The sequence below is a fragment of the Streptomonospora nanhaiensis genome, from assembly GCF_013410565.1.
In the GTDB taxonomy this organism is placed as follows: Bacteria; Actinomycetota; Actinomycetes; order Streptosporangiales; family Streptosporangiaceae; genus Streptomonospora; species Streptomonospora nanhaiensis.
In genome coordinates this window covers 2,732,317-2,758,409 of sequence record NZ_JACCFO010000001.1, presented here as the reverse complement: position 1 = coordinate 2,758,409, position 26,093 = coordinate 2,732,317, and the positions used below count along the sequence as shown (strand labels likewise).

17 protein-coding genes are annotated in these 26,093 nt (G+C 76.0%); 11 read left to right on the top strand and 6 right to left on the bottom strand.

Annotated elements, in window-relative coordinates; translation table 11 throughout:
* Positions 1-75: 75 nt before the first annotated feature.
* The gene (locus tag HNR12_RS11810) at positions 76-1,002 is read left to right on the top strand and encodes a proline dehydrogenase family protein (RefSeq protein WP_179767535.1); all 927 of its coding nucleotides are present in this window, start codon (positions 76-78) and stop codon (positions 1,000-1,002) included.
* Positions 1,003-1,062: 60 nt separating this feature from the next.
* Here the strand turns inward: HNR12_RS11810 and HNR12_RS11805 are convergent, their stop codons facing one another.
* Complete coding sequence (locus tag HNR12_RS11805; RefSeq protein ID WP_179767534.1) at positions 1,063-2,013, bottom strand: TauD/TfdA dioxygenase family protein; 951 nt, start codon at positions 2,011-2,013, stop codon at positions 1,063-1,065.
* Positions 2,014-2,713: 700 nt separating this feature from the next.
* On the opposite strand from HNR12_RS11805, the gene HNR12_RS11800 reads away from it, so the two are divergent.
* Positions 2,714-3,652 carry a Bax inhibitor-1/YccA family protein gene (locus HNR12_RS11800; RefSeq protein WP_179767533.1) on the top strand — a complete coding sequence of 313 codons (939 nt, stop codon included), beginning with the start codon at positions 2,714-2,716 and terminating at the stop codon, positions 3,650-3,652.
* A 144-nt stretch (positions 3,653-3,796) separates the two neighbouring features.
* On the opposite strand, the gene HNR12_RS11795 is transcribed toward HNR12_RS11800, so the two are convergent.
* The 3 genes from HNR12_RS11795 to HNR12_RS11785 all read right to left on the bottom strand — a co-directional run bounded on the left by HNR12_RS11795 (position 3,797) and on the right by HNR12_RS11785 (position 6,793).
* On the bottom strand, positions 3,797-4,042 hold the full coding sequence (locus HNR12_RS11795) for a DUF4287 domain-containing protein (RefSeq protein WP_179767532.1): 246 nt from the start codon (positions 4,040-4,042) through the stop codon (positions 3,797-3,799).
* Between the two features lie 272 nt (positions 4,043-4,314).
* A complete protein-coding gene (locus HNR12_RS11790; RefSeq protein WP_179767531.1) occupies positions 4,315-5,538 on the bottom strand; it encodes an acetyl-CoA C-acetyltransferase in 1,224 nt (407 codons plus the stop codon).
* Positions 5,539-5,725: 187 nt separating this feature from the next.
* Positions 5,726-6,793, bottom strand: a complete 1,068-nt coding sequence (locus HNR12_RS11785) for an SGNH/GDSL hydrolase family protein (protein ID WP_218901918.1) — start codon at positions 6,791-6,793, stop codon at positions 5,726-5,728.
* A gap of 421 nt (positions 6,794-7,214) precedes the next feature.
* On the opposite strand from HNR12_RS11785, the gene HNR12_RS11780 reads away from it, so the two are divergent.
* From HNR12_RS11780 to HNR12_RS11760, 5 genes are all read left to right on the top strand, one after another.
* Positions 7,215-8,582 carry a cystathionine beta-synthase gene (locus tag HNR12_RS11780; protein WP_179767530.1) on the top strand — a complete coding sequence of 456 codons (1,368 nt, stop codon included), beginning with the start codon at positions 7,215-7,217 and terminating at the stop codon, positions 8,580-8,582.
* 99 nt (positions 8,583-8,681) lie between these two features.
* Complete coding sequence (locus HNR12_RS11775) at positions 8,682-9,374, top strand: acyltransferase (RefSeq protein ID WP_179767529.1); 693 nt, start codon at positions 8,682-8,684, stop codon at positions 9,372-9,374.
* Between the two features lie 520 nt (positions 9,375-9,894).
* Positions 9,895-11,196: a hypothetical protein gene (locus HNR12_RS11770; RefSeq protein ID WP_179767528.1), complete on the top strand. Its 1,302-nt coding sequence runs from the start codon at positions 9,895-9,897 to the stop codon at positions 11,194-11,196.
* 50 nt (positions 11,197-11,246) lie between these two features.
* A complete protein-coding gene (locus tag HNR12_RS11765; protein ID WP_179767527.1) occupies positions 11,247-12,932 on the top strand; it encodes a hypothetical protein in 1,686 nt (561 codons plus the stop codon).
* 322 nt (positions 12,933-13,254) lie between these two features.
* Positions 13,255-16,710 (top strand): hypothetical protein, encoded by a 3,456-nt coding sequence (locus HNR12_RS11760; protein ID WP_179767526.1) that lies wholly within the window; start codon positions 13,255-13,257, stop codon positions 16,708-16,710.
* Positions 16,711-16,824: 114 nt separating this feature from the next.
* Here HNR12_RS11760 and HNR12_RS11755 read toward each other — a convergent pair whose 3' ends face one another.
* Both HNR12_RS11755 and HNR12_RS11750 read right to left on the bottom strand, forming a co-directional pair.
* Positions 16,825-17,766: a lysylphosphatidylglycerol synthase domain-containing protein gene (locus tag HNR12_RS11755; protein WP_179767525.1), complete on the bottom strand. Its 942-nt coding sequence runs from the start codon at positions 17,764-17,766 to the stop codon at positions 16,825-16,827.
* Positions 17,767-17,798: 32 nt separating this feature from the next.
* The gene (locus HNR12_RS11750; protein WP_179767524.1) at positions 17,799-18,752 is read right to left on the bottom strand and encodes an alpha/beta fold hydrolase; all 954 of its coding nucleotides are present in this window, start codon (positions 18,750-18,752) and stop codon (positions 17,799-17,801) included.
* A gap of 290 nt (positions 18,753-19,042) precedes the next feature.
* Between HNR12_RS11750 and HNR12_RS11745 the strand changes: the two genes are divergently transcribed.
* The 4 genes from HNR12_RS11745 (at position 19,043) to HNR12_RS11730 (ending at position 25,990) form a co-directional block, all read left to right on the top strand.
* The gene (locus tag HNR12_RS11745; RefSeq protein WP_179767523.1) at positions 19,043-19,801 is read left to right on the top strand and encodes a hypothetical protein; all 759 of its coding nucleotides are present in this window, start codon (positions 19,043-19,045) and stop codon (positions 19,799-19,801) included.
* 130 nt (positions 19,802-19,931) lie between these two features.
* Positions 19,932-20,633 (top strand): class I SAM-dependent methyltransferase, encoded by a 702-nt coding sequence (locus HNR12_RS11740; protein WP_179770560.1) that lies wholly within the window; start codon positions 19,932-19,934, stop codon positions 20,631-20,633.
* Positions 20,634-22,050: 1,417 nt separating this feature from the next.
* On the top strand, positions 22,051-23,292 hold the full coding sequence (locus HNR12_RS11735; RefSeq protein ID WP_179767522.1) for a glycosyltransferase: 1,242 nt from the start codon (positions 22,051-22,053) through the stop codon (positions 23,290-23,292).
* 79 nt (positions 23,293-23,371) lie between these two features.
* Positions 23,372-25,990, top strand: a complete 2,619-nt coding sequence (locus tag HNR12_RS11730; protein ID WP_179767521.1) for a bifunctional FO biosynthesis protein CofGH — start codon at positions 23,372-23,374, stop codon at positions 25,988-25,990.
* The last annotated feature ends 103 nt before the right edge of the window (positions 25,991-26,093 follow it).

Here is a 26,093-nt window from a genome sequence, read left to right as displayed (position 1 = left end):
CCCCGGCCGCGGCCGGGGCGGGGCGCCCGCCCGCCCCGCCCCGGCCGGCCCACGAGCACGAAGGGAAGACCGCACATGCTCCGCACCGCACTGCTGGCCGCCGGGCGCTCCCGCGCCTGCCGCGCGGCCGTGGAACGCGCGCCGGTGACGCGCGAACTGGTGGCCCGGTACGTGGCCGGGTCCACCCTGGAGGAGGCGCTCGGCGCGGTCGAGGCGCTGGCCGCCGACCGCGAGGTCACGCTCGACCACCTGGGCGAGGACGTCACCGACGCCGCGCGGGCGCGTGCCACCGTCGACGCCTACACCCGGCTGCTGGCCGAACTCGCCCGCACCGGCCTGGCCGCCCGCGCCGAGGTCTCGGTGAAGCTGTCGGCGGTGGGCCGGCTGCTGCCGCGCGACGGGGAGAAGATCGCCCTGGACAACGCCCGCCGCATCTGCGCGGCCGCGGCCGAGGCGGGCACCGCGGTGACCCTGGACATGGAGGACCACACGGCGGTGGACGCCACCCTGGGGATCCTGGCCGCCCTGCGGGCGGACTTCCCCTCGACGGGCGCGGTGCTCCAGGCCTACCTGCGCCGCACCGAGGCCGACTGCCGCGACCTCAGCGGCGCGGGGTCGCGGGTGCGGCTGTGCAAGGGCGCCTACGACGAGCCGGAGTCGGTGGCCTACCGCGACCGGCGCGAGGTGGACCGGTCCTACGTGCGCTGCCTGCGGATCCTCATGCGCGGCACCGGCTACCCCATGGTGGCCACCCACGACCCCCGGCTCGTCGCGATCGCCGGCCGGCTCGCCGAGGACGCCGGCCGCGGCCCCGCCGACTACGAGCACCAGATGCTCTACGGCGTGCGCGACCGCGAGCAGCGGCGCCTCGCCGCCGAAGGCCGGCGGATGCGGGTGTACGTGCCCTACGGCGACGAGTGGTACGGCTACTTCATGCGCCGCCTCGCCGAGCGCCCGGCCAACGTGGCGTTCTTCGCGCGCTCGCTGCTCAGCCGGGGCTGAGCCGGGGCCGCCCCGGCGGGCCGGGGCGCCCGGGCCGTGCCGGGCGCCCCGGACGCGGGGTCAGAACGGCCGGTCGCCCACGATCGCGACGCGCTCGGCCACGCGCCGGTGCGGGTGGTAGTCGTTCACCGCGTAGTGCTGGGTGGCGCGGTTGTCCCAGAAGGCGATGGAGTCCTTGCGCCACTGGAAGCGCACCTGGTACTCGGGTACGTGCGCCTGCTGGAACAGAAAGCGCAGCAGCCGGTCGCTCTCCTCGGGCGCCATGCCCAGGATGCGGGTGGTGAAGGAGACGTTGACGAACAGGGTCTTGCGGCCGGTCTCGGGGTGGGTGCGCACGACCGGGTGGTGCACCGGCGGGAACCGGTCCTGCCACTCCAGCAGCTTCTCGTGGCCGAGGAACCGGGCGAACCCGGGGATGACGTCGTGCTCGGCGACCGCGCCGTCGATGCGCTCCTTGACCTCGTCGGGCAGGTTGTCGTAGGCGGCGCCCATGTCGGCCCACATGGTGTCGCCGCCCTGCGGCGGGACCTCGACCAGCCGCAGGATCGCGCCCATGGCGGGGGCCTCGCGCCAGGTGACGTCGGTGTGCCAGACGTTCTCGTAGCTCGGCGGCATGTCGCCCTTGGCGAAGCGGGCGATGTGGGCGTCCTCGCCCTGGTCGATGAACGGGTTGGTCTCCAGCTCGCCCCACATGCGGGCGATCTCCTGCTGACGCCGGGCGGTGATGGGCTGGTCGCGGAAGAAGACGACCTTGAACTCCAGCAGCGCGCGGTGGATCTCGGCGCGCAGCTCCTCGCTGATGGGCTCGCGCAGGTCGACGCCGTGGATCTCGGCGCCGATGACCCGGCCCAGTGGGCGGACCTCGAAGGCGGTGTAGGGGCGCTCCTCGGCGCCCTCGGGCAGCCGGCGCAGGACGCGGGGGCCCTCGACGACGGCGTCGTCGACGCAGCGGGCCTCGCGCAGCGCGCGCGCCGCGGGGGCGGGGGTGGTCCCGGTGGTGAGGACGGTCATGCGTGCACTCTCCTTCGCGGTGTCTGGTGAGTGGTGTCGGTGACGTGCGCCTGCGTGGTGGTGTGCGGCCGTGCCGCCCCACCGCCGCACGCGCGAGGGCCGCGCGGCGGCGGTGGCCGCAGGGTGGTGCCGGACAGGAGTGGAGGGCGGGCGGTCGGGATAGGCGGACGGGATCGGGACGGGCCGGGCCGGCGCCGGCCGGCGCGGGGCCGCGCCGGGGGAGGCGGTCCGCCGCGGCGCGGCGGGACGGGCGAACGCGGCGGGGCGCGGCACCGGCGGATCGTCACTTCAGGAAAGCAGAAAGCGACCGTGTGTCGTCGGAGTCGTCCACAGGCAGGACCCGTGGCGGGGCCACCGGGTGGCCGGGTGGTACCGCGGCGCGGAGCGCGGTGAGAGGGTCAGGCGCGGGGCGGAGAGCCCAGGCGCCCGCGGCGACACAGCAGGGCGGCGGTGCCGCGGCGCGCCCCGATGCGGATTTCGGGCCGGAAGCTGGCCAGGGGGAACCGGGGCGGCGTGAACATGGTCTGAGGATGCGGACAGCGCGGGGCCGCTGTCAACCCCCACCCCCGCCTCCTACCACGCCCCGGGGGCCGCCCGCACCCGTCGAGTCCGACCCGTGACGTTCGCGGGGAACCAGCGGGCGGGGCCGTGCGTTACGTTGAGGGCACACAGGTCACGCCCTGGAAAGGCTTGCGCAGACATGCAGATTAGGAGTTCCAACCCCGTTCTCAAACGGGCCGTGCGGTCCGGCCGCGCCGGCTATGGGCAGTCGTACCAGGCGCCGTACGGCCAGGGCGGGCCCTACCAGCAGGGCTACCAGCAGCCCTACGGCCAGCCCGGCTACCCCCAGCCCGGGTACCCCCCGCAGGGCTACGGCTACCCGCAGCCCGGCCAGGCCCCCTACGGCCAGCCCGGCTACGGCGCGCCCTCGGCCGCCGACCGCCTGACCATCGACGACGTGGTGGTGCGCAGCGCCATCACCATCGGCATGGTCATCCTGACCGCCGTGCCGACCTACCTCATCACCGTCGCGGGCAACCCGCTCGGCATGGGGCTGGCGATCATCGGCGCGATCGGTGCCTTGATCCTGGGCCTGGTCATCGGCTTCCGGCAGTCCACCAACCCGGCGCTGATCCTGGTCTACGCCGCGCTGGAGGGCCTGTTCGTCGGCGGCCTCAGCGGCATCCTCGAACTCTCGCTGGCGGCGTCGTCGGGCTCGGCCATCGGCTCGCTGGTCACCCAGGCGGTCTTCGCCACGCTCATCACCGCCGGCGCGGTGCTGGCCGTCTACCGGTTCCGCATCATCCGCGTGACCAACACCTTCGTCAAGGTCGTCACGGCGGCGGCGCTGGGCCTGCTCGTGCTGCTGCTGGTCAACCTGGTGGCGGCGCTGTTCATCCCGGGCGGCCTGGGGCTGCGCGAACCCTCCCTGCTGGGCCTGGGCATCTCGCTCATCGCGGTCACCCTGGCCGCGGCCATGCTGATGATCGAGTTCCGCGGCATCGAGGACGCCCTGAACATGGGCCTGCCGCGCAAGTTCTCCTGGCAACTGGCCTTCGGCCTGACCGTCACGCTGGTCTGGCTCTACATCGAGATCATCCGGCTGATCTGGATCATCCGCTCGCTGTTCAGCGAGTGACGCCCGCCCCGCGGGCCGCACCGGCGGCCCGCTCCGGGCGCGCACACCACGGCGCCCCGTCCGGTTCGTCCGGACGGGGCGCCGTCGTCGTGTCGGGCGGCCGCGCGGGCGGCCCGCACCGTGCTCACGGGCGTGTCTCGGTCATCAGGGGCGCTGCCTCGGTACGAAGGACCGGTTGCGCCGGCGCCGGTCGTACTCCTGGACGATCGCCTGGGCGTAGCCGTGACTGAGGTTGTACTCGTCGGCCAGCCAGTTGGAGCGTTCCAGGCAGCGGGACAGACCGGGGCCCTGTTCGAGCGTGTCGAACCACTCGCTGAGTTCGCGGCCGGTGACGGTCGGGATCCGGGCGATCAGTTGCGCGTGCGTCTCCGGCGAGTGGGTTACCGACATTGGCACCTCCATAGGTGGGTGGCACTTACCTGCGACACTGCAACAGGATCACGGTTGGGACAAGACCCTCAGCCGGGCTTTTACGTCCGGATTTGTCGGTCGGCCGTCCCGGTTCCGTCACTCACCGTTCGCGCCGCGGCCATCCGCGGGTGCCGGAGGCCCGGCGTGGCCGGGCCTCCCGCGCCGCCCGCGCCCGCGGGGCGCGGCGGAAGGGAAGGCCCGGCGCCGGGCGCGCGCCGCGATGATCGATCACCGTGGGCGCGGTGCGGCGATCAGCTCAGCCGCTCGTAGACCGCCGCCATGCCCTGGCCGCCGCCCACGCACATGGTCTCCAGGCCGAAGGTCTTGTCGTGGAAGTCCAGGCCGTTGAGCAGCGTGGTGGCGATACGGGCCCCGGTCATGCCGAAAGGGTGGCCCACGGCGATGGCGCCGCCGTTGACGTTGAGCTGGCGGTCGATGTCGATGCCCAGGTCGTCGGCCGAGGGCAGCACCTGGGCGGCGAACGCCTCGTTGATCTCGACCAGGTCGATGTCGCCGATGCTCATGTTGGCGCGGGCCAGGGCCTGGCGCGACGCCTCGACCGGGCCCAGGCCCATGATCTCCGGCGACAGCGCGCTGACCCCGGTGGAGACGATGCGCGCCAGCGGGGTGATGCCGAGCTGGGCGGCCTTGGTGTCGCTCATGATCACCAGCGCAGCGGCGCCGTCGTTGAGCGGGCAGCAGTTGCCCGCCGTCACGGTGCCGTCGGGGCGGAAGACCGGCTTGAGTTCGGCCACCTTCTCGTAGGTGGTGCCGCGCCGCGGGCCGTCGTCGGTGTCGACCACGGTGCCGTCGGGCAGCGTGACGGGCACGATCTCCCGGCTCCAGAACCCGTTGTCGATCGACTTCTCGGCGAGGTTCTGGGACCGCACGCCGAACTCGTCCTGGCGCCGCCGCGACACCCCGCGCAGCTGCGCGACGTTCTCGGCGGTCTGGCCCATGGCGATGTAGACATCGGGCAGCCGGCCGTCCTCGCGCGGGTCGCGCCAGGGCGGCGCCCCGCCCTCGGCGCGCTTGGCGGTGCGCTCCTCGGCGTCGGTGAAGACAGGGTTCTTGGTGTCGGGGAGGGAGTCGCTGTTGCCCTTCACGAACCGGCTGACCATCTCGACGCCGGCGGAGACGAACACGTCGCCCTCGCCGGCCTTGATGGCGTGGTAGGCCATGCGGGTGGTCTGCAGCGACGAGGAGCAGTAGCGGGTCACGGTGGCCCCGGGCACACCGTCGAGCCCGAGCTGGACGGCGATGACGCGCGCCAGGTTGTGCCCCTGCTCGCCGCCGGGCAGCCCGCAGCCGAGGAGCAGGTCCTCGACGTCCGCGGGGTCCAGCTGGGGAACCTTGGCGAGCGCGGCGGTGATGACCTGCGCGGCGAGGTCGTCGGGCCGGATGTCCTTCAAGGAGCCCTTGAAGGCGCGCCCGATGGGAGAACGCGCGGTCGCGACGATGACGGCTTCGGGCATGTTCGCGGCCTTTCTCAGCGGAACACGATGTGACCGACCAGTAGGTCGGTCGGTGTTACAGGAAGGCTAACCGAGCCGGCCACGGAGTGGGGTGCCGAGGTCCCGTGTCGCGCTGCGCGGCCCCCGCGGGCGTCCGGCCCGCCGCCGCCCACGGCGGGGCGGGGCGGGGCGCGCCGCGCGGGCGGGCTCAGCCGGCGGCCGAGGACCCGCTGACCTCGTGTTCGGCGGTGTCGTCGTCCTCGACCGCGACCGGCGGGGCCCCGGTGCCGGGGGCGACCTCCTCGGTGCGGGGCCGGCGGCGCATGAGGGTGGCCCAGCGGCCCCGGGGGCCGCGCTCGCGGCCGCCGACCCGGGCCCGGCTGACCTCGCTGCCGCCGGTCTCGGCGGCCGCCACCGCCGCCCGGTGCACGGGCAGCACGTCCTCGCCGAGGGGGGACTCCAGCCGGTCCGCCGGCTCGGGCAGCAGGCCCAGGGCCGCGCACGCCGAGGGCAGGACGGCGGCCGCCGCGTGCGCGTACCCCCGGGCGGAGGGGTGGAACCGGTCGGGGCCGAACAGCTCGTCGGGGCGGGCCAGAAAGTCCTCGGCCAGCAGGCTGCCCAGCGACACCGTGCGCCCGCCCGCCTCGACGACGCCGATGGTCTGCGCGGCGGCGAGCTGGCGCGAGGCCCGCCGGGCGATGTAGCGCAGCGGCTGGCCGATGGGCTGCACCGTGCCGAGGTCGGGGCAGGTGCCCACCACCACGGCGGTGCCCATGCCCACCAGTTCGCGCACGACCTCCTGGAGGTGGCGCACGGAGTCGGCCGGGCGCATGCGGCGGATGACGTCGTTGGCGCCGATGAAGATGACCGCGAGGTCGGGCGCGCGCTTGCGCCGGCGCAGCTTCTCCAGCTGCTCGTGCAGGTCGGCCGAGGTGGCGCCGACCTTGGCCACCCGGCGCAGCCGCACCGGGCGGTCGGCCACCGCCGCGATGCCCGAGGCCAGCATGCTTCCGGGGGTCTCCAGGGGGTCGGCGACGGCGTAGCCCGCGGCCGTGGAGTCGCCCATCATGGCGAACAGCAGCGGGGTGCCGGTGCCCTGTCCGTAGACGCCGTCGGCCTTGGGCGGCTGCCACTTGGTGAAGCCGATGGCGTGCACGGCCATGCGCGCCTGGAGGTAGAGGAGCCCCACGGTGGTGGCGCCCAGCAGGGTGATCCCGCCACCCCCGAACGCGGTCGCCGTGGCGATCCTGCGGGCGCGTGCGGCGCGCAGCACCATGTCCGCCTCCCTGGGTCGAGCGGTCACGGTCCGCCCCGGCAGACCGCGTCCGGTCGGCCCGCGCGGCCGTCGCGCCCGGACGGGGTGCCGTTTCGGTGTGCCCGGTTTGTTCGTCTTCGCGTATCCGTGGACTCAACGGCCGTCCTGTAAGCGGTTGTTCCCGTTCGCCGCACGGTTCACATGACGTGCGCCGATCCGCCTCCGGCGTGTCACCGCCGCTTCAACGGGGTAGCAAGGGAGCCCGGCGGGCGGTCCGGCGCCCTCGCCGGGGCCCCTCGGCCACCACCGCGCGGTCCCGGTTCCGTTGCTGGTCACCGGGTGCGGGGCGGGGCGGCGCGCCCGTTAGAGTCGGGGCACGGCCCAGCGGCGCGCAGGAGGCGCCGCGGCCGGGCGACGGCGCCGTAGTGAGAAAGGTTCAGCGATGCGGGTCCACAACTCTTTGATCGAACTGGTGGGGAACACCCCGCTGCTGCGGCTGAACAAGGTGACGAGCGGGCTCGCCCCCACCGTGCTGGCCAAGGTCGAGTACTTCAACCCGGGCGGGTCGGTCAAGGACCGGATCGCCCTGCGCATGGTCGAGGAGGCCGAGAAGGCCGGCAAGCTGCGCCCCGGCGGCACCATCGTCGAGCCGACCTCCGGCAACACCGGTGTGGGGCTGGCGATCGTCGCCGCCGAGAAGGGCTACCGCTGCGTCTTCGTGTGCCCCGACAAGGTGGGCTCGGACAAGCTCGCCGTGCTGCGCGCCTACGGCGCCGAGGTCGTGGTCTGCCCCACCACCGTGGCGCCCGAGCACCCCGACTCCTACTACTCGGTCTCCGACCGCCTGGCCCAGACCATCCCCGGCGCCTGGAAGCCCGACCAGTACAGCAACCCGGGCAACCCGGAGTCGCACTACCGCTCCACCGGCCCGGAGATCTGGGAGCAGACCGAGGGGCGCATCACCCACTTCGTGGCCGGTATCGGCACGGGCGGCACCATCACCGGCACCGGCCGCTACCTCAAGGAGGTCTCCCAGGGGCGGGTGAAGATCATCGGCGCCGACCCGGAGGGCTCGGTCTACTCCGGCGGCACCGGCCGCCCCTACCTGGTCGAGGGCGTCGGCGAGGACATCTGGCCGCAGACCTACGACCCCGCCGTCTGCGACGAGGTCATCGCGGTCAGCGACAAGGAGTCCTTCCTGATGACCCGGCGCCTGGCCCGCGACGAGACGCTGCTGGTGGGCGGCTCCTGCGGACTGGCCGTGGTCGCCGCCCTGCGCGTGGCGGCCACCGCCTCGCCCGAGGACGTCATCGTGGTGCTGCTGCCCGACGGCGGGCGCGGCTACCTCGGCAAGATCTTCAACGACGAGTGGATGGCCGACTTCGGGTTCCTGGCCGAGGAGACCGAGGAGGCCACGGCGGGCGACGTGCTCGCCGCCAAGGGCCGCGACCTGCCCGACTTCGTGCACATCCACCCGCACGAGTCGGTGGGCACGGCGGTGTCGATCATGCGCGAGTACGGGGTCTCGCAGCTGCCCGTCATGAAGGAGGAGCCCCCGGTCATGGCGGCCGAGGTGGTCGGCGCGGTCGCCGAGCGCGACGTGCTCGACGCGCTGTTCCACGGGCGCGCCAACCTGGACGACCCGGTCGAGGGGCACATGGGCGCCCCGCTGCCCGTGGTGGGCTCGGGCGAGCCGGTCAGCCGCTGCGTGGAACTGCTCCAGGAGTCGGGCGCGGTGGTGGTGCTGATGGACGGCAAGCCATCAGGGCTGCTGACCCGCCAGGACGTGCTCGCGCACCTGTCGCTGTAGCGCCGGCCGACCGGGCGAGCGGCACCCGGCCGCTCGCCCGGTCGCCGGGGCCGGGGATAATACGCTGCATCCCGTCACTACCGGCCAGTAGATGTGGGGATGCGGGTGTCACGACTGGTCTCCTGGACGCTGCGCGCACTGTGGTCCTGGGCGCGGCGCAACGCCGACGTCCGCGCGGGCTCGCGCGCCGCGCGCCGCTTCGCCGCCTACGGGCCCGGCACCTCCATCGCCTTCCCGCCCGCCACGATCTTCGGCGAGCCGTGGATCGAGCTGGGCGCCCACACCCTGCTGGGCGCCGACATCACGCTCACGGCCGGCATGGTGCCGGGCCTGGACCTGGGTCCGCGCCCGCTGATCCGGATCGGCGACGGCTGCACGATCGGGCGCGGCTCCCACGTGGTGGCCCACCGCTCGATCGAGGTCGGCGACGACGTGTTCACCGGCCCCTACGTCTACATCACCGACCAGAACCACGTGTACGCCGACATCGACGTGCCCGTCGGCCGCCAGTGGCCCGCCGACGCCCCCGTCCGCATCGGCGCCGGCACCTGGATCGGCGCCAACGCCGTGGTGCTGCCCGGCGCCCGGCTGGGCCGCAACTGCGTGGTCGCCGCCAGTTCGGTGGTGCGCCCCGGCGACTACCCCGACTACAGCGTGATCGCCGGGGTGCCCGGGCGGATCGTGCGCCGCTACGACCCCGAGGCCGGGTGGGTGCCGCCCCTGCGCGGCAGCGGGACCGTCCGGCCCGCCCCCTCCCTCGACGGCGGCGGTGTTGCCCCGCCGGAGGTGTGATACGCGTCCCGCCGGGCGGTTGCCGGTGGTCGGGGCGGGGTGGGGCGCGCCGCGCGGGAGTACTCTCGATGACCGCGGAGCCGATGATCGCGGGGGGCGGCCATGGACGGGGTTGACGGGCAGGGGCGGGTGGCGGTGCCGCCGGGACCGGACGGGCCGCAGGAGGTCTTCGTTGTCTTCGCCGAACTGCGGCGCTCCCACGGACCCTCCAACGCCGAGCTGGCGCGGGCCGTCGAGGAGGACCTGGACCGGCGCCTGGGGCACGCCGCGGCCCTGTACGGGGACGGCCGGTTCGCCGACGTCTACCGGTGGGCCGACAGCGCGGCCGCCGGCGTGAAGGCGCTCGCGGAGCCCGGCCTGCCCGTCCGCTACGCACTGGAGGCCGCGTTCACGGCCGGGAGCAGCGCCCTGCACCTCGACCGCCTCGACGACGCCTACCGGCACCTGACGGCGGCCCACCGCCTGGCGCACGCGGTGGGGGCGCCTCCCCGAGGCGGAGCGCCGCCTCCTCGCCCAGCGGGTGGCCACGGAGCTGACCGCGCTGCGGGACCGGCTCGTGGCGCGCTCCGACCTGCCCACGCCGTGGGCCAGGTCGGCGGCGCTGGACATGGTGCGCGCGCTGCGCGTCGACGCGCTGCTGCCGGAGACCGCCGACCCCCGCCGGGCGCGCGGGTGGCGCGTCCGGCTGCTGCACCTCCAGGCGCGGACCCTGGCGGAGGCGGAGGCCGTCGGCCCGCGCCGGACGGCCTACCGGGCGCTGCGCATGACCGCGGCGCGGCTGCTCGCCGACCCGGACCTGGGGCCCGGCGCCGCCAACCTGCCCGAGGCGCTCGACGCCTTCGGCAAGGCCATCCGGGAGTGGCGGAGCGCGGGGGAGACCGACAGCCGCGTCGAACTGATCGCCCTGGCCGGCCAGTTGCGCACCGCCGCCGACCTGATCACCCGCGCGCCGGTCCGAGCGAGCGGCATGGACGTGGTCGACGTCCAATTGGCCCTGCGCGAGGTGGCGCGGCACCTGGCCGACGGGTACCGGACCCGGGCGGACACCCTGACCGCCGACCTGGCCGCGGCCGAGCGGGGCCGGGAGGCCGCCGACACCGCCGACACCGCGCGGAGTACCGCCGGCACGGAAACGCTCCGCGCCGAGCGGGACGCCGCGCTCGCGGCCCACCGCGAGTGGTGCAGGACCGCGTGGGAGGCCGGCCGCGCAGCGGGGTCAAGCGGCAAGCCCCACCTGGCCGACTCCTACGACTACCTGCGGGCCCTGGCGTGGGCGGGACCCAAGGGGTGGGCCGAGGCCCAGGAGCGGTTCGACGCCCTTCCCCGAGGCATCGAGGGCGCGTTCGGGGCCGAGGACCCCCGGGCGGCCGGGGCCGCCGAACTGCTGGCGTCGATGGCCTACGCCCGCTCCCGCGAGCACCTGGAGGACGGTGAACCGCGCGAGGCGCTGGCGGCGGTCCGCGAGGCCATCCGCCATCAGCGCGAGCTGATGGGGATCAAGGGGGAGCTGCCCCGGGGCGAGCGCCGCGCCACGCTGCCGCAGGGCGAGCGGCTCACGGAGAACCGGTTGCGCCTGATTGAGATGGAGCACACCATGCGGCGTGCGCTCAAGGCGCACGCGGCCGTCGGCGAGGCCGAGCGGGCGCCGCTCCTCTCGGGCGTCCGGGTGGCGCGCGCCATCGCCGACCGCCATGGGCGGGACCGCAAGGAGAAGACGCGGCTGCGCGTAACCGGCGCGCCGGGGGACTCCCGGCGCGCCTCCTCCGCGGAGGTCAGCCGCGTCCCGCACCCGAGCAGGGTGGCGGCGGCCCGCGCCCGGTGAGGCCCGCCGCCGTATGATTCAGGTTCGCCCAGCGCAGCGGAGGTCGGGGAATGGCGGCGGATGACGACCGGGAGCGGGCCGAGATCGCGAGAGCCCGCGACTTCCAGCGCGACGCCCTCGACCGCGTGGGCCGCGTCCGCACCACGGCCGACGTGGCGGCGCTGGGCGAGGCCCTGAACCAGGCCGTGCTGCACGCCCGGAGGCTGCTTGGCCACGGCGACCACGCCGCCGCCCAGGCGTGGGCCGACGGCGTGGTGGAGGCGGCCGCCCACCAGGCGGCCGGCGACCCCGGCGGCGGCCGGTACCCCTACCAGCACGCCACCGCACACCTGGTCCGGGGGCTCGGCGCCACGGGCGCGGGCAGGGTCGTCCAGGCCGCCGACGACCTGGCCGACGCCTACCGGATGCTGCGCGACCCCGCCGTGCCCTGGCCCCGGGAAGCCGTGCGGGACGGACTTATCGGTGAGGCCGCGACCGCTCTCCTGGACCTCTATGAGCACTGCCACCGCGAGGCGCTCGGCGTCGACGGCGATGCCGCCCGAAGCTACCGCGAGAACGCCGAGTGGGCACTGAACGAGGCGGTGTCCCTGGAGGAGCGCGCGGTGGACGGGCCCCGGTGGCGGCTGGCGCTCGCCGAGCGGCTGCTGGACCGGGTCGACCGGGTCGAGGACGCGCAGGGCCGGGCCCGGCTGCTCAACGGCGCCGAGGCGCTCACCGAGCGGACCGACGACGTCCTCGCGCCGGCCGACCGCGAGGCGCTGCGCTACCTCAGCGCCCGCACCTACCGCCAGAGCATGGAGTGGCACACCGAGGCCGGGACGCGGTTCGCCGGCGCGGAGCTCGCGGAGAACGCCGCGCACTTCGCCCAGCGCGCGGGTGAGCTGGAGGGCCGCCCCGACCTCGAGCCCCGCGTCCGGCGCGAGCTGAACCTGGCGCTGCGGGAGAGCCTGACGGCCTACGCCGGAGGGCTGTGGCTGGACGCCCAGGCCCTGTCCGAGGCGGGCATGACGGCGGCCGAGCAGTTCCGGCGGCGCCGCGAGGCGCTCCAGGAGGCATGGCGGATCGGCCGCGAGTTCGAGGCGCCCGACGCGGCGCGCACCCTCGCCGACGGCTACGCCTATCTGCTGGCCGCGGCCGAGAGCGGCCGGGACCCCGCTCCCGAGGAAGCCTCCCACCTGGCCGAACTGCCCAAAGGCCTGCTCAGGCGGTTCGGCGCCCAGGACCACCGCGCCCCCACCGCCGCGGCGGTGCTCTACGCGGTCGAGGCCAGGCGGGCGGGCCGGCTGCTCGCCGAGGCGCGGACCCTGTTCGGGGACGCGGGCCGGCTGCGCCGGGAGCAGCGGCACGACTCCGCCCGGGCGGCCGGTGCCAAGGCGAGGGCGGCTGTCGAGGGCGCGCGGAAGGCGGTCGACCGGGCGGAGCGGCACCACCGGTTCGCCGCGAAGGCCGAGAAAGCCGCGGCCCCCGCCGGTCGTCCCGCCGCCGAGCGGGCCCGCGAACTCCAACCCGCCGCCGAGCGCGTCCGCGAACTCGACGGCCTGCGGGCGGAGACGGCCCGGCTCGCCGAGCGCGCGGCGCGCGGCGGCGGGCTCCCGTCGGCGATGGCCGGGCGCGCCGCCGCCGCGAAGCCGGGCATGGCCGGGCGGAGGGCCGCGACGGGTACCGCCGCCGGCCGCCGCCCCGCACCGACGGACCCCGCGGCCGTGGCGCGGGGGTCCCGGATCCGCCACGGCTGAGGCGGCGCCGGGTTGCCGCGCGCGGCGTCCGCGCGGCCCGGCCCTATGCTGTTGGCGCCCTATCAGCGAGCGGCGGAAGGCGGGCCATGGCGGCGGACGGGGAGGACCGGGAGAGAGCCGAGATCGCGGCGGCACACGCGTTCACCAACCGGGCGTGGGAGATCCGCGACTCGGACGCACCGGACCGCCTGCTGATCGAGGCCACCACCGGACTCGTGCGCGGCGAGGACCTGCTGCGGGACGGACACCCCGAGGCCGCGCTGGCCTGGGTCGAGGGCGTGCTCGACGCCACGTCGGGCCTCCACGGACCCCGTTCCAGGGCGTGCGGACCTCCGCCACCCTGGCCGCCGGCCACGCGCTGGTCGCCGTCGGCAAGGACGTCCTGGAGCGGTACGGGCCCGGCGGCGCGGCTCTGCGCATGGCCGAGGCCGCCCAGTACCTGCGGATCGGCTACCGGATGCTGCGGGACAGCGCCCACTCCTGGCCGCCGGACCGGCGTGACGCCCTCGTGCCGCAGGTCCTCACCGACATCCTGGACCTGCACGCCTGGCAGCACACGGCCGCGGCCGAGATCGGCGACACGGGTGCGGCACACCAGTTCCGGATGAGCGCCCAGACCCTGCTGGGCGCGATCACCGACACCGAGCGGCGCGCCGCCCAAGGCCCCCAGGGCCTGCTCCTCCTGGCCACGGCGCTGCTCGACCGCGCGGAGGCCACCGAGGACGCCCACGCCCGCTACGACCTCGCGGTGGCGGCCAAGGACCTCACCGCCGAACCCGACGACCTCGCGACCACCCCCCAGGAGTTCGGGCGCCGGATCGCGCTCGCAGGGGCCACGCGGATATGGCTGGAGGCGTCGCGGGAGACCGGCAAGGAGGTTCCCGCGGCCCTCCTCGCCAAGATGTCCGAGGAGTTGGGCGACACGCACAGCGAGCTCGCCGCGAGCCGGGACGTCCACGAGTTGGCGTATGCCAGGGCGGTCGGGCTGCTGCTCCGCGAGGTGCAGACGGCGCGTGTGGCCGCCGCCGACGTGATCCTGCGCGCAGGGGACCAGGGCAGCGTGCCCCCCTCCCGAAACGGGCACGAGGCCGGGGCCGGCTCCCCGGAGGACAACCGCGCCGGCCTGAGCGGGCTGCGAAGCAGCCGGCGAGAGCAGTTGCGGCAGGCCTGGGAGTTGAGCCGCACCTACGAGCTCACGAAGGACTCGCCGCGGCTGCTCGCCGACTCCTTCGCCTACCTGATGGCGCTGGCCGAGGGCGCTCCTCCCGATTGGGACGTGGCCGAGCGCGAGTTCGCCGTCCTGCCCGGGGCACTCCGTGAGAACCTGCCGCGCGGCGACCAGCGGCCCCGCCTGGCGGCGGAAGCGCTGTACGCCATGGCGGCCGAGCGCGCCCGCGGCCACCTCGCCGACGGCGAGGTGGCCGCCACCGCCGCGAGGGCCCAGCGCGCCTCCCGCCGGGCGCGGGACCTGATCGCCGTCGCCGAGCACTACCACGCCGAGGCCGGCGCGGCCCCGTCCGCCGCCGCATCCGGCGCCGGACGGCCGACCGCCCAGCCGGCCGGCGGACCGCTCGATCCCGCCGCACTGCTCGCGGCGCCGCCCGACCGGGCGGCGGACCGGGCCGCCGACCGGCGGCGCGCCGAACTCGCCGAACTGCGCACCCGGGTCGAGCACCTGGAGAAGGGGCGGCACGCGCCGCCGGGCGTGCGCCGGGCGGTGGCCGCGAGCCGGAAGCGCGACGGCGCGGCGCGGGGCTGGAGGGCGCGCACGCGCGGGCCGCGCGAGCCCCTGAGCGGGGTGACGGCCGACAGCGCCCTGCCCGCGAAGGGCCGGCTGGGCCGGATGAGCGCCACAGCGGCGCCCGCCGCCCGCACCACGCCCGCGTCGGGGCCCGGGCCGCCCGCCTGGGCGGCTGAGGCCCCGGCCGTCGTATCCGGGCCGCCGGTCCGGGGTGCGGCGTGGCGACGCTCACCCCGGTGCGGCCGCCACCAGCGGGAACCGCCGCGCGCGGCCGCCGGTCGGAGGGGAGGGCGCCCCGTCGGGGGCGCCGTGCGCGGGGGAGAGCACCGCAGGACCAGGGGGAGTGGACAGCGTATGGCGGAGCATGCCGAGGGGCCGCGGCCCGGGGACGGCGAGCCGGTCAACCACCTTGAGGGCGGGCGGCTGCCGGGGGAGGGGTACCCCCGGACCGAGGCGCAGTGGGCCGCCCTCGGCGACGATTTGGACCGGCGGGTGCAGTACGCGGCGGAACTGTACGCGCGCGGCGACTACCTCAACGCGCGCCAGTGGGCCAGCGACGCGGGCTTCGCCAGCTCGGCCTACGGCGACGGCCGGCTGGAGGTGTACGCCATCGAGGCGTACCTGCTCGCCGGGCGCAGCGCCATGGCGCTGGGCGACCTGTACGGGGCCTACCTGGGGCTCACCGGGGTCTACGCGCAGTTGGCCGAAGGCGGCGGGGTCCTGCCGGACACCGAGCGGCGGGTCCTCGCCGACACGGTCCGCGCCGACCTGCGGCGCCTCCAGTCCCGATGCGAGGAGGCCGCCCGCACGGCTCCGACCGGGTACGCCGTCGGCCACCTCCGCTCGGCTGTGGAGATCGAGCGGCTGCTCGCCGCTCCCGCCGACCGGCGGCGGCTCCAGGACCTGCGCATCGAGCTGCTGCGCCGGCAGGCGGAGTGGGCGGGGACCATGCCGGACTCTCCGCAGCGCGCCCGCCTGGAGGACGCCGCGCTGCGGACCGCCGCCGACGTGCTGGACGGCGCCGACCTCGGCCTGGCCGGACCCGAGCTGCGCCCGGTGGCGCACACCTACGCCGCGCTGGCGCGGCGGCGGATGGCGCAGGGCGCCTTCGGTGAGGAGGCGGAGCTGAAGGACCTCGCCGATCGGCTGCGCGACGCCGTGCGGTACCTGGACCGCGGTGACCCCCCGGGGCGGCCCGGCCCGCAGACCGTCGAGGCGTACCTGGCCGTGCGCGACACCGCGCAGCGGTACGCCGAAGGGCTGGCCGGACTGGTGCTGGAGGACACCGCGAGCGCGGACGACGCCTACGCGCAGACACGGGACGGCGCGGCCCGCAGAGCGGAGGCGCGGGAACGCCGCGACCTGCTGCGGGAGGCGTGGGGCATCAGCCGGGAGGTGGAACCCGACCCCGCGCGGCGCGCGGCCGACTCCTACCTGCTGCTTCGGGCGCTGGCCGACGGCCCGGAGAACGAGCGGACCGAGGCGGGCGAGGAGCGGCGGAACTGGGCCGAGGCCGAGGAGCTGCTGAAGAACACCGCTCGCGAGCTGTACAGGCACTTCGGCGCCGCCGACCCCCGGGTCCGCGACGCGGCCGAGGCGCTCGCGGACATGAGCGCCCGTCGCGCGCAGAACCCGAAGGCCGGCCTGGCGGAGGCCGCGGCCCTGCTGCGCACGGCCGAGGGACACCAGCTGTTCGCCACGCGCGTGGAGGCGGTCGCGGCGGCGGGGGCGCGGTTCGGCGGGAACGGTGCGGCCGGTGCCGCGGCCGCTCCGGCGCCCTCCGCGGCCTCCAGCGCGCGGCGGCTGGAGGACCTGCGGACGCTGCGCGCCCACCTGCTCGCAAGCAAGAGCGAGGTGCCGGGGCGGGCGTCGCGCCCGAGTGCGGCCCCGAGGCCGGGCCGGGGCACCGCCAAGGCCGCGTTGACGCGGTCCCGCATCGGGGGAGCAGCGCCCGCACCCGACCCCCGCCTGTCGGGCCGGTCGGCGCTGCGCCCGCAGTGGAACCGCCCGGGCGCCGCGGGACCGCGGGGACTGTGACGCGGCGGTAGGGCGAGCCCCGTCGCCCGCTACACGCCGCCAACGGCGCGCGGCCGTGCGGGCGGCCCGCGTGTCCCGGCCGCCGGGTATCCCGCCCGCCCGCAGGGGCGCGGCTCAGGGCCGTTCCGGGGCCACCGGTGAGCGGGACACCAGGACGGCCAGGCCCGCCCACGCCAGGTCCGCCAGCGTCATGATCAGCCGCGACAGCGCGGCCACCACCAGGGCCGACCCCGGGTCGAGCACCGGGGCCAGCCCCACCACCAGCACGACCTCCCGTATGCCCAGGCCCGCCGGCGCGAACACCACCAGGACGCCCAGCGTCCAGGCCAGCGCGTAGGCCCCCGCCGCCGCCGGGAGGGCGCGGGGGTCGGCGCCGGCTCCGGCCGCCGCCGTCAGGGTCCACACGTGCGCGGCCAGCGGCACCCACGCCGCCAGCGACCACGCCACCGCCGCCGCCATGGCCCGGCCGCCGATCCGCTCCGGTCGCGCCTCGGCCGGCCGCCGCGAGCGCGGCACCAGCCGGGCCCCCGCGCGGATCACCGCCGTCACGACCCGCGGGTGCAGGGCGGCCAGCAGGACCGGCGCGCACACCAGCACCCACCACCAGCGGCGCGCCGCGGCCTCGGAGACGAACGGCAGGGTCGCGGCGGCCACGGCGAGGTTCACGGTGAGTGTCACCGCCACCGCCAGCAAAGTCGCGCTCAGGCCGCGCGGCCGCTCCACCCGGTGGTCGCGGGCCAGCTCCACCTGGGCGACGAACGCCCACACCGAGCCGGGCAGGTACTTGCCGAGTTGGCCGAGGAACATCACGCGCGCGGCCGCCGGAACCGGGAGCGGGGAGCCCAGCCCGGCCAGGATCGCCCGCCAGGCCATCATCTGCGCGCCCAGCCCGGCCATGGCCGCCAGCGCCGAGGCCGCCAGCGGCCAGGGCGACAGCGTGCTCAGCGCGTCGCGCGCCTCGTCCCAGCGGCTGTGGAGCGCGGCGCCGGCGAAGACGAGGACGAGCGCGACGACGGACAGGCGCACCCATCGGTTGGCGCGGAGGCGGCTCAGCACGTCGCCAGCGTAGTCGGCGGTCCGCGTGCGGATCACCGGCGGCGCGGCGGCTCAGCACCGGCCAGGAACTCCTCGATGAGTTCGGCGACCGCCTCGGGGCGGCCCAGGTGCGGGACGCGCGTGCCCGCGACCGCGCCGACCCGGGAGCCCGGGCGCGACCGCGCCAACGCGTGGGCGGTGTGCGCGGCGACGATGTCGGCGAAGCGCGCGGGCGCCCCGGGCATCGGGGGCGGGGGGTCGGCCGCGGCGAGGGTCAGGACGGGGGCGGCCACGCGCTCGGCCAGGTCGAGGGGGTCGCGCTCGGCGAGTTCGGCGAACAGCGCCCGGACCGCGCGCGTGCCGGGGCGGGGGAACACGAGCTGGTCGGCCGTTGCGGCGGCGCGCCGGGCCGTGGCGGCAAGCACGGCCCCGGGCAGCCCGAGGGGATCGCCCCGGCAGGCGTCCAGCGCGCGCTCGAAGGTGGCCGCGGGCATCGGGGCGAACAGTTCGGCGGTCTGCTCGACGGTGAAGCGGTGCACGGCGGCGGCGTGCACCGCCGCCTGGTCGGGGGCCATGCCCAGGTGCTCGGCCACCACCGCGGGGTCGGGCCGGCCGAACCCGCCGAGGTTGACCACCGCCGCCACGTCGGCGCGGCGCGCGGCGCAGACGAGCGCGACCACACCGCCCAGTTCGTGGCCCACCACCACCGGGCGGCGCAGGCCGAAGTGGTCGACGACCCGTGCGACGTCGGCGGCGCAGCCCGCAAGGGTGGGGTCGGCGTCGCCGGAGCGGCCGTGCCCGCGCAGGTCGAGGGAGTAGACCGGGTGGCGGGCGGCGAGCAGCGCGGCCAGCGGCTCCCACTCCTCCAGGGTGCCGCCCAGGCCGTGCACCAGCACGACGGGCGCGCCCGGCGCACCGGGACGCTCGCGGCGGCGCACGGCGAGTTCCGGCGCACCCGCCAGCGCGGTATCCCGGGGCGGCACCGCGGCGCCTGTGGCACTGGGCATCGGACGCTCCTTCACCCTCCCGCCGCGGCGCCCGCGGCGCTCGGGACGGCGGATGCCGCTGACGCTAGCGGCGTCCGCTGCCGCGCCCCTGACAGATCGCTGATGCCCGCCCGGCCCCTACCCCCCGCACTTCGGCTCGTGATATAAGTGCTTGATTTGTCGGATCTATTTGCCGGATCTCGTTGTCAATTGCGGAAAGTGTTCGCCCGGTCGCGGACCGGCGTTCGCCTGCGTGGACACCGCACCCGCTGACAGTTCGGTGCGGCGGGGACGACGGAATGGGGCCGCTAATGGGACAGGGGCACGGAGATATCCCCTTCGTTCCGTTCTTCGTCGCGGGCGGCGAAGGCCCGGCGGAATTGCGCCTGCTCTACCGCCCCGGCGCGCCCGAGGCCCTCGTCGTGCCGCCCGGCGGCGGCGACGCGCGGCGGATGGCCGTCCGGGACCCCCACCGCGAACACTGGGACCTGGAGTCCTTCCGGGACGAGGCTGAGCGGATCCTGACGGAGGCGGGCGTCCCGCGCGAGCACTGGGGCGAACCCCGCCAGGCCGCCTACGACAACGCGGGCACCATGGTCGAATGGCAGGAAAACGGCGTCGGTGTCGACTGCCGCTCCTTTTTCGCCGAAGAGAACGGCGAATACTGGTGGCGGCCGCGGGACGCCGACGATTTCCACGGCGCCGTTCAGGCGGCGTTCAAGAGCATCGCCGATCCCAGCAGGGCCTACTCGATTCTGGACCGTCCGGCCGACCACCGGATGCGCGACAACGGGCACCGCAATTTCCGCGCGCTGCTGGGAGCGGGCGCCGACTACCTCGGGCTGCCGGAGAAGCCGTGGGACCCGCCTGACACCGGCAGGACCGCTCGGGGCGCCCCCGGCCTCGACGCCGTGGGCAAGGACGTCCCCGGCGGCCGGCGCGCCGCCCCCGGCCCGCCGCGCGCGGCCGACGGCGGCCCCGCGCCGACCCGCCCGCGCGCCACCCCCCACCGCCCCGACCCCGCGCACCGCCCCGGCCCGCCGCACCGCTCCGGTCCCGGAGCCTCCTGATGCCGGGTCCGCCGCACCGTTCCGGGTTCGTGGCGTCCTGATGCCGGGTCCGCCGCACCGCCCTGGTCCCGCGGCGCCCAGACGGCCGGTCCTCCCGCACGCGCGGTCCCGTAGGCTGTGCCGCGTGGGAATGCCTGACGTCGTCGCCTTCGCCGGTCACCAGATCCATGTCTGCCGCTACCGCGAGGCGGGCACGCTGCTGCGCTGGCTGGGTTCGGACCTGCGCGGCCAGACCGTGCTCGACGTCGCGGGCGGCGACGGCTACTGGGCCGGGCAGGCGCGCCGGCGCGGCGCCCGCGCGATCTGCGTCGACCTCGCCCGGCACAAGATGGTGCGCGGCTCCCGGCTGCGGCACGCCCCGGCTTTGCTGGAGGCCGACGCCCTGCGCCTGCCGGTCCGCGACGGCGCGGTCGACAAGGTGCTGTCCATCTGCGCCATCGAGCACTTCGACGACGGCCCGGCGGCGCTGCGCGAGATGGCGCGCGTGCTCAAGCCCGGGGGCGAGCTGGTGATGTCGGCCGACTGCCTCTCCCGCCGCGATCGCTGGCCGCACCTGTTCGCCGCGCACAGCCGGCGCTACCACGTGCGGCGCACCTACACCCACACGGTGCTGTCCGAACTCCTCGCCGACTGCGGGCTCGACGTGCTCGGACACAGCTACCAGTTCCGGAGCGCGCTCGCCGAGCGCGCCTACCTGTCGCTGTCGGCCCACGGCGGCCGGGTCGGCTTCAACGCCGCCGCCCCCCTGGTGCCCCTGATCGCCCTGGACGACGCCCGCCACCCCAACACCCGCGGCAGCATCGTGCTGGTCCGAGCCCGCAAGCGCGCCTAGCGGTCCACGGCGAGGGGGACGGCGGCAGCCGGTGGCCGAGGGCTCCGGTGGCCGGGGCCGGTGGCCGAGCGATCACCGGACAGCCGATCAGCGGTCGATGCGCGCGACGGGGCAACGACGGCGGCGGACGGCCCGGGTGTGCGGTGATCGGGTCGCGGGGCGGGTGGTCGGGGTGGCGACGGGGCGCCGAAGCGAGGCGCGGGTTCGGGTGCGCGGTCATCGGGTTGCGCCCGAGTGGTTGGCGTGCCCAACGGGCGGCGAGGGCGGCGGACGGCCCGGGCGAGCGGGACCGGCTCGGCTTGGCGGGGGCACCTCGGATGGATGCGGCGGCGCCTGGGCGCGGGGCGCGGAGCCCCCTGGCCGTCGTCTCGTGACTGGGTGCGTGGTCGCAGATCGCCTCGTTCGCAAACCGGGGCAAGTCGGTCACCGGCCGCCTCTAGTCTCACATGGTGAGACGAAAACGGCCTCTTTCGCGACGATATGCGGCTGTGGTTCGCCGCTTTGGCTCGAAAGGCATTTTCGTCGCCCAAGAAAACGGGCATTGCAGGCGAAATGACCTCGCATGCACGTTTGGTGTCTCACCATGCGGACGATTAGGCCCCAGTGGGCTTCTCCGGCCTCGCTGTGACAGTCGTGTGTAAGCGCAAAAGGGGCAAATCGGAGAAAAGCGCCGCGCTGTGCGCCGGCGAGATGCGGATTCCGGTCACCTGCCCCCTCCACCAATGGCCGCCCGCGCGGACCCCACCCCACCTCGGTGGGTGGCCGCCCGCCTGGAGCCGCGTCTGGCCTCGGTGCCTCGTCGCCGCCCCGGCCACCCCGCCCTGCGGCCCGGTGGCCGCCCGCCCGGACCTGCTCCCGCCTTTGCTGCCCTCGTCGCCGCCCTGACCATCCGCCGCGCTGGTCGGTGCTCGCCCGCCGATCCCCGCCTCGCCTCGGTGCCTCGTCGCTATCCGGGCCGTTCGCCCCGCTGGTCGATGGTCGCGTGTTGCTCCGACACCACGCCGCCTCCGCACCAACCGCCGTTCGCCCCGCTGGTCGATGGTCGCGTGCCTGGCCTTCGCCTGCGGCTGCCGCCACCTGGGAACACCGTGCGGCGGACGACCTGGTTGGCCCCCTCGCGGCCTCGGTGACCTGGGATTTCCGGGTGAACCGGGCATTGCGTTCCGCCTCGCGCGCGGGTTGGGCCTGCGGCCTTGTCTTGGCCGCCGGGTTCTGCTTGGTTGGTGCCAGGTTCACGTACCGTAGCTCATTGGTCACTCCAACGACATTCGCCCCTCACGTCACCGCCGCCACCGTCGAGGACCTGCGGCTCCCGGCCCCGTGCCGCGCGCCCCCGGCCCGCGCCGACCCACGCCACGCCACGCCGTCCCGCTCACGGCCGACCCGCCGAACTCGCAGCCGAGGAGGCCGAGGCCCCGTGAAGATCGCGTTCCTGATCGCCAACGCCTACGGCATGGGCGGCACCATCCGCACCGTCTTCACACTCTCCCAGGGGCTGACCGCCGCCGGGCACGACGTCGAGATCGTCAGCCTCGCCCGGCACCGCGACCAGCCCTTCTTCCCCCTCCCCGACGGCGTGACCCTGCGCGCCCTCAGCCCCGGCCCCGGCAATCCGCCCGGCAGTCCGCCCGCCAATCCGCCCGGCGGCCGGCCCGATGCCCCGCCCCCGCCGCCCGACCCGGGGCCGCTGGACCGCTGGCGGCACCGCCGCGTCGGCGGCACCATCCCGCTCACCGAGGCCCGCAACCACCGCGTCTTCGACGCCCGCCGCATGCACGCCCTCGCCGCCTACCTGCGCGGCACCGACGCCGACGCCGCCATCGGCACCCGCCCCGGCCTGAACCTGCTGCTGGCCCGGTGGGCGCCGCCGCGCCTGCTGCGCATCGGCCAGGAGCACGTGCACCACGACCGGCACGCCTTCGACATCCGCTTCGCCATCGCCCGCCGCTACCGCCGCCTCGACGGCCTCACCGTGCTCACCGAGGCCGACCGCGCCCGCTACCACGGCGTCCTGCGCTCGCCGCCGCCCGGCTGGCTGGCCGTCATGCCCAACCCCCTGCCGCCCGGCCGCCACCCGCGCGCCGCCCTCGACGCCCCCGTGGTCGCCGCCGCCGGCCGGGCGGACCCCGTGAAGCAGTACCCCCTGCTCCTCGACGCGTTCGCCGAGGTCGCCCGGTGCGAACCCGACTGGCGGCTGCGCATCTACGGCACCGCCAAGCGCGACGAGGCGCTGCGCGCCATCATCGCCGACAAGGGCCTGGGCGACCGCGTGGCGCTGATGGGCCGCGTCCGCGACCTGTCCGCCGAACTGGCCGGCGCCTCCGTGCTCGCGGTCAGCTCCCGCTCGGAGGGGTTCGGCATGACCATCATCGAGGCGTTCGCCGCGGGCGTGCCCGTCGTCAGCTTCGACTGCCCGCACGGCCCCCGCGAGATCATCGACCACGGCCGCACCGGCCTGCTCGTCACACCCCAGGACCCCTCCGCCCTGGCCGGGGCGCTGCTGCGGCTGGCCCGCGACCCCGCGCTGCGCCGCCGCATGGGCGACGCCGCGCGGCGCGCGGCCGCGGCCTACGACCTTGGCGCCGTCACCCGCCGGTGGGAGGACTACCTGGCCGCCCGCATGGCCGCCAAGCGGCACGGCCTCAGCCGCGCGACGTGACACACGCCCCCTCCGCGCCCCGCCGCCCGACGGCGGGGCGCGCCGTGCGCCCCGGACCCTCCGCCGTATCGTCGCCGGTATGACTTCCGCAGGATCCGAGACCAGCGTATCCGCACCCGCTCCCTCGGCCATGCGCCGCGCCCTGGCGCGCGCCCGCGACGGCAAGCCCTTGGACCCCGCCGAGGCCGAGGTCCTGCTGCACGCGCGCGGCGACGACCTTGACGCCCTGCTCGACCACGCGGGCCGAGTCCGCGACGCCGGACTGGCCGCCGCGGGCCGCCCGGGCACCATCACCTACAGCCGCAAGGTGTTCATCCCGCTCACCCGGCTGTGCCGCGACCGCTGCCACTACTGCACCTTCGCCACCACCCCCGGCCGGCTGCCCGCCCCCTACCTGTCGCCCGACGAGGTCCTCGACATCGCCCGCCGCGGCGCCGCCCTGGGCTGCAAGGAGGCCCTCTTCACCCTCGGCGACCGCCCCGAGGACCGCTGGCACCAGGCCGCGCGGTGGCTCGACGAGCGCGGCTACGAGGACACGCTCTCCTACGTGCGTGCCATGGCGGTGCTGGTGCTGGAGGAGACCGGGCTGCTGCCGCACCTCAACCCCGGCGTGCTGACCTGGGCCGACTTCCAGCGCCTCAAGCCGGTCGCGCCGTCGATGGGCATGATGCTGGAGACCACCTCCGAGCGGCTGTTCACCGAGCGCGGCGGCCCGCACTACGGCAGCCCCGACAAGGACCCCGCCGTGCGGCTGCGCGTGCTCGCCGACGCCGGGCGGTGCACGGTGCCCTTCACCACCGGCATCCTCATCGGCATCGGCGAGACCCTCGCCGAGCGCGTCGACTCGGTCTTCGCCATCCGCCGGTCCGCCCGGGAGTACGGGGCGATCCAGGAGGTCATCGTGCAGAACTTCCGGGCCAAGCCCGACACCGCGATGATGCACCGCCCCGACGCCGAACTCGCCGACCTCGCGGCCACCATCGCCGTCACCCGCCTGGTGCTGGGCCCCAAGGCGCGCGTGCAGGCGCCGCCCAACCTCATCGGCGACCAGTACGCGCTGATGCTGCGCGCCGGCATCGACGACTGGGGCGGCGTCTCCCCGCTGACCCCCGACCACGTCAACCCCGAGCGCCCCTGGCCGCAGATCGACGCCCTGGCCCGGCACACCGCCGCCGCCGGGTTCACCCTGCGCGAGCGGCTCACCGTCTACCCCGAGTACGTGCTCCAGGGCGAGCCGTGGCTGGACCCGCGCGTCCGCGGCCACGTCGCCGCGCTCGCCGACCCCGCCACCGGCCTGGCCCGCGAGGACGCCGAGGTGCGCGGCCGGCCCTGGCAGGAGCCCGAACCCCAGCTCAGCGCCTCCGGCCGCACCGACCTGCACACCGCCGTCGACACCGAGGGCCGCACCGGCGACCGGCGCGGCGACTTCGACGCCGTCTACGGCGACTGGGAGGAGGTCCGCGCGCGGCTGGGCCGCCCCGCGCTGGGCGCGGGCGCGCCGCGCCGCTTCGACCCCGAGGTGCGCGACGCCCTGCGCCGGGCCGAGGCCGACCCCGCCGGGCTCAGCGACGAGCAGGCCCTCGCGCTGCTCCACGCGCACGGCCCCGAACTGGAGGAGCTGGCCGCGCTCGCCGACGGCGTGCGCCGCGACGCGGTCGGCGACGACGTCACCTTCGTGGTCACCCGCAACATCAATTTCACCAACGTCTGCTACACCGGCTGCCGCTTCTGCGCCTTCGCCCAGCGCCGCACCGACGCCGACGCGTTCACCCTGTCGCTGGAGCAGGTCGCCGACCGGGCAGAGGAGGCCTGGCAGGCCGGCGCGACCGAGGTGTGCATGCAGGGCGGCATCCACCCCGACCTGCCCGGCACCGCCTACTTCGACCTCGCCCGCGCCGTCCGCGAGCGCGTGCCGGACATCCACGTGCACGCCTACAGCCCGATGGAGGTCGTCAACGGCGCCGCGCGCGCCGACCTGCCGGTGCGCGCGTGGCTGGAGCGGGCGCGCGAGGCGGGCGTGGACTCCCTGCCCGGCACCGCCGCCGAGATCCTCGACGACGACGTGCGCTGGGTCCTGACCAAGGGCAAACTGCCCGCCGCCGCGTGGATCGAGGTCGTCACCACAGCGCACGACCTGGGGATTCCCACGACCTCCACGATGATGTACGGCCACGTGGACACCCCCGAGCACTGGGTCGCCCACCTGCGGCTGCTGCGCTCGCTGCAGCTGCGCGCGCTGGAGCGCAACGGCCGTCCCGGGTTCACCGAGTTCGTGCCGCTGCCGTTCGTGCACACCAACGCGCCGATCTACCTGGCGGGCCTGGCCCGCACCGGTCCCACCGTGCGCGAGAACCGCGCGGTGCACGCGCTGGCGCGGCTGCTGCTGCACGGCGCCATCGACAACATCCAGTGCTCGTGGGTGAAGCTGGCCGAGGACACCTGCCGGCAGCTGCTCACCGGCGGGGCCAACGACGTCGGCGGCACGCTGATGGAGGAGACCATCAGCCGCATGGCCGGCAGCGGCAACGGGTCCTACAAGACGATCAGCGACATCCGCGCCCTGGTGGAGCCGACCGGCCGGCCGCTGCGCCAGCGCACCACGCTCTACGGCGAGGTGTCGGCCGAGCGCCGCGCCGCCGCCGAGGCGGGCGACGGCGTCGCCGAGAGCATCCGCCGCACGCGGCTGCCGGTGGTCTAGGCGCGGGCGCCGCCCCCGCCCGGCCCGCCCGGCCTCCGCGCTCCGCCCGGTCCGCGCGGGCCGCCCGGACCGCGCGCGGGAGGGCGGCCCCGCGTAGGGGATG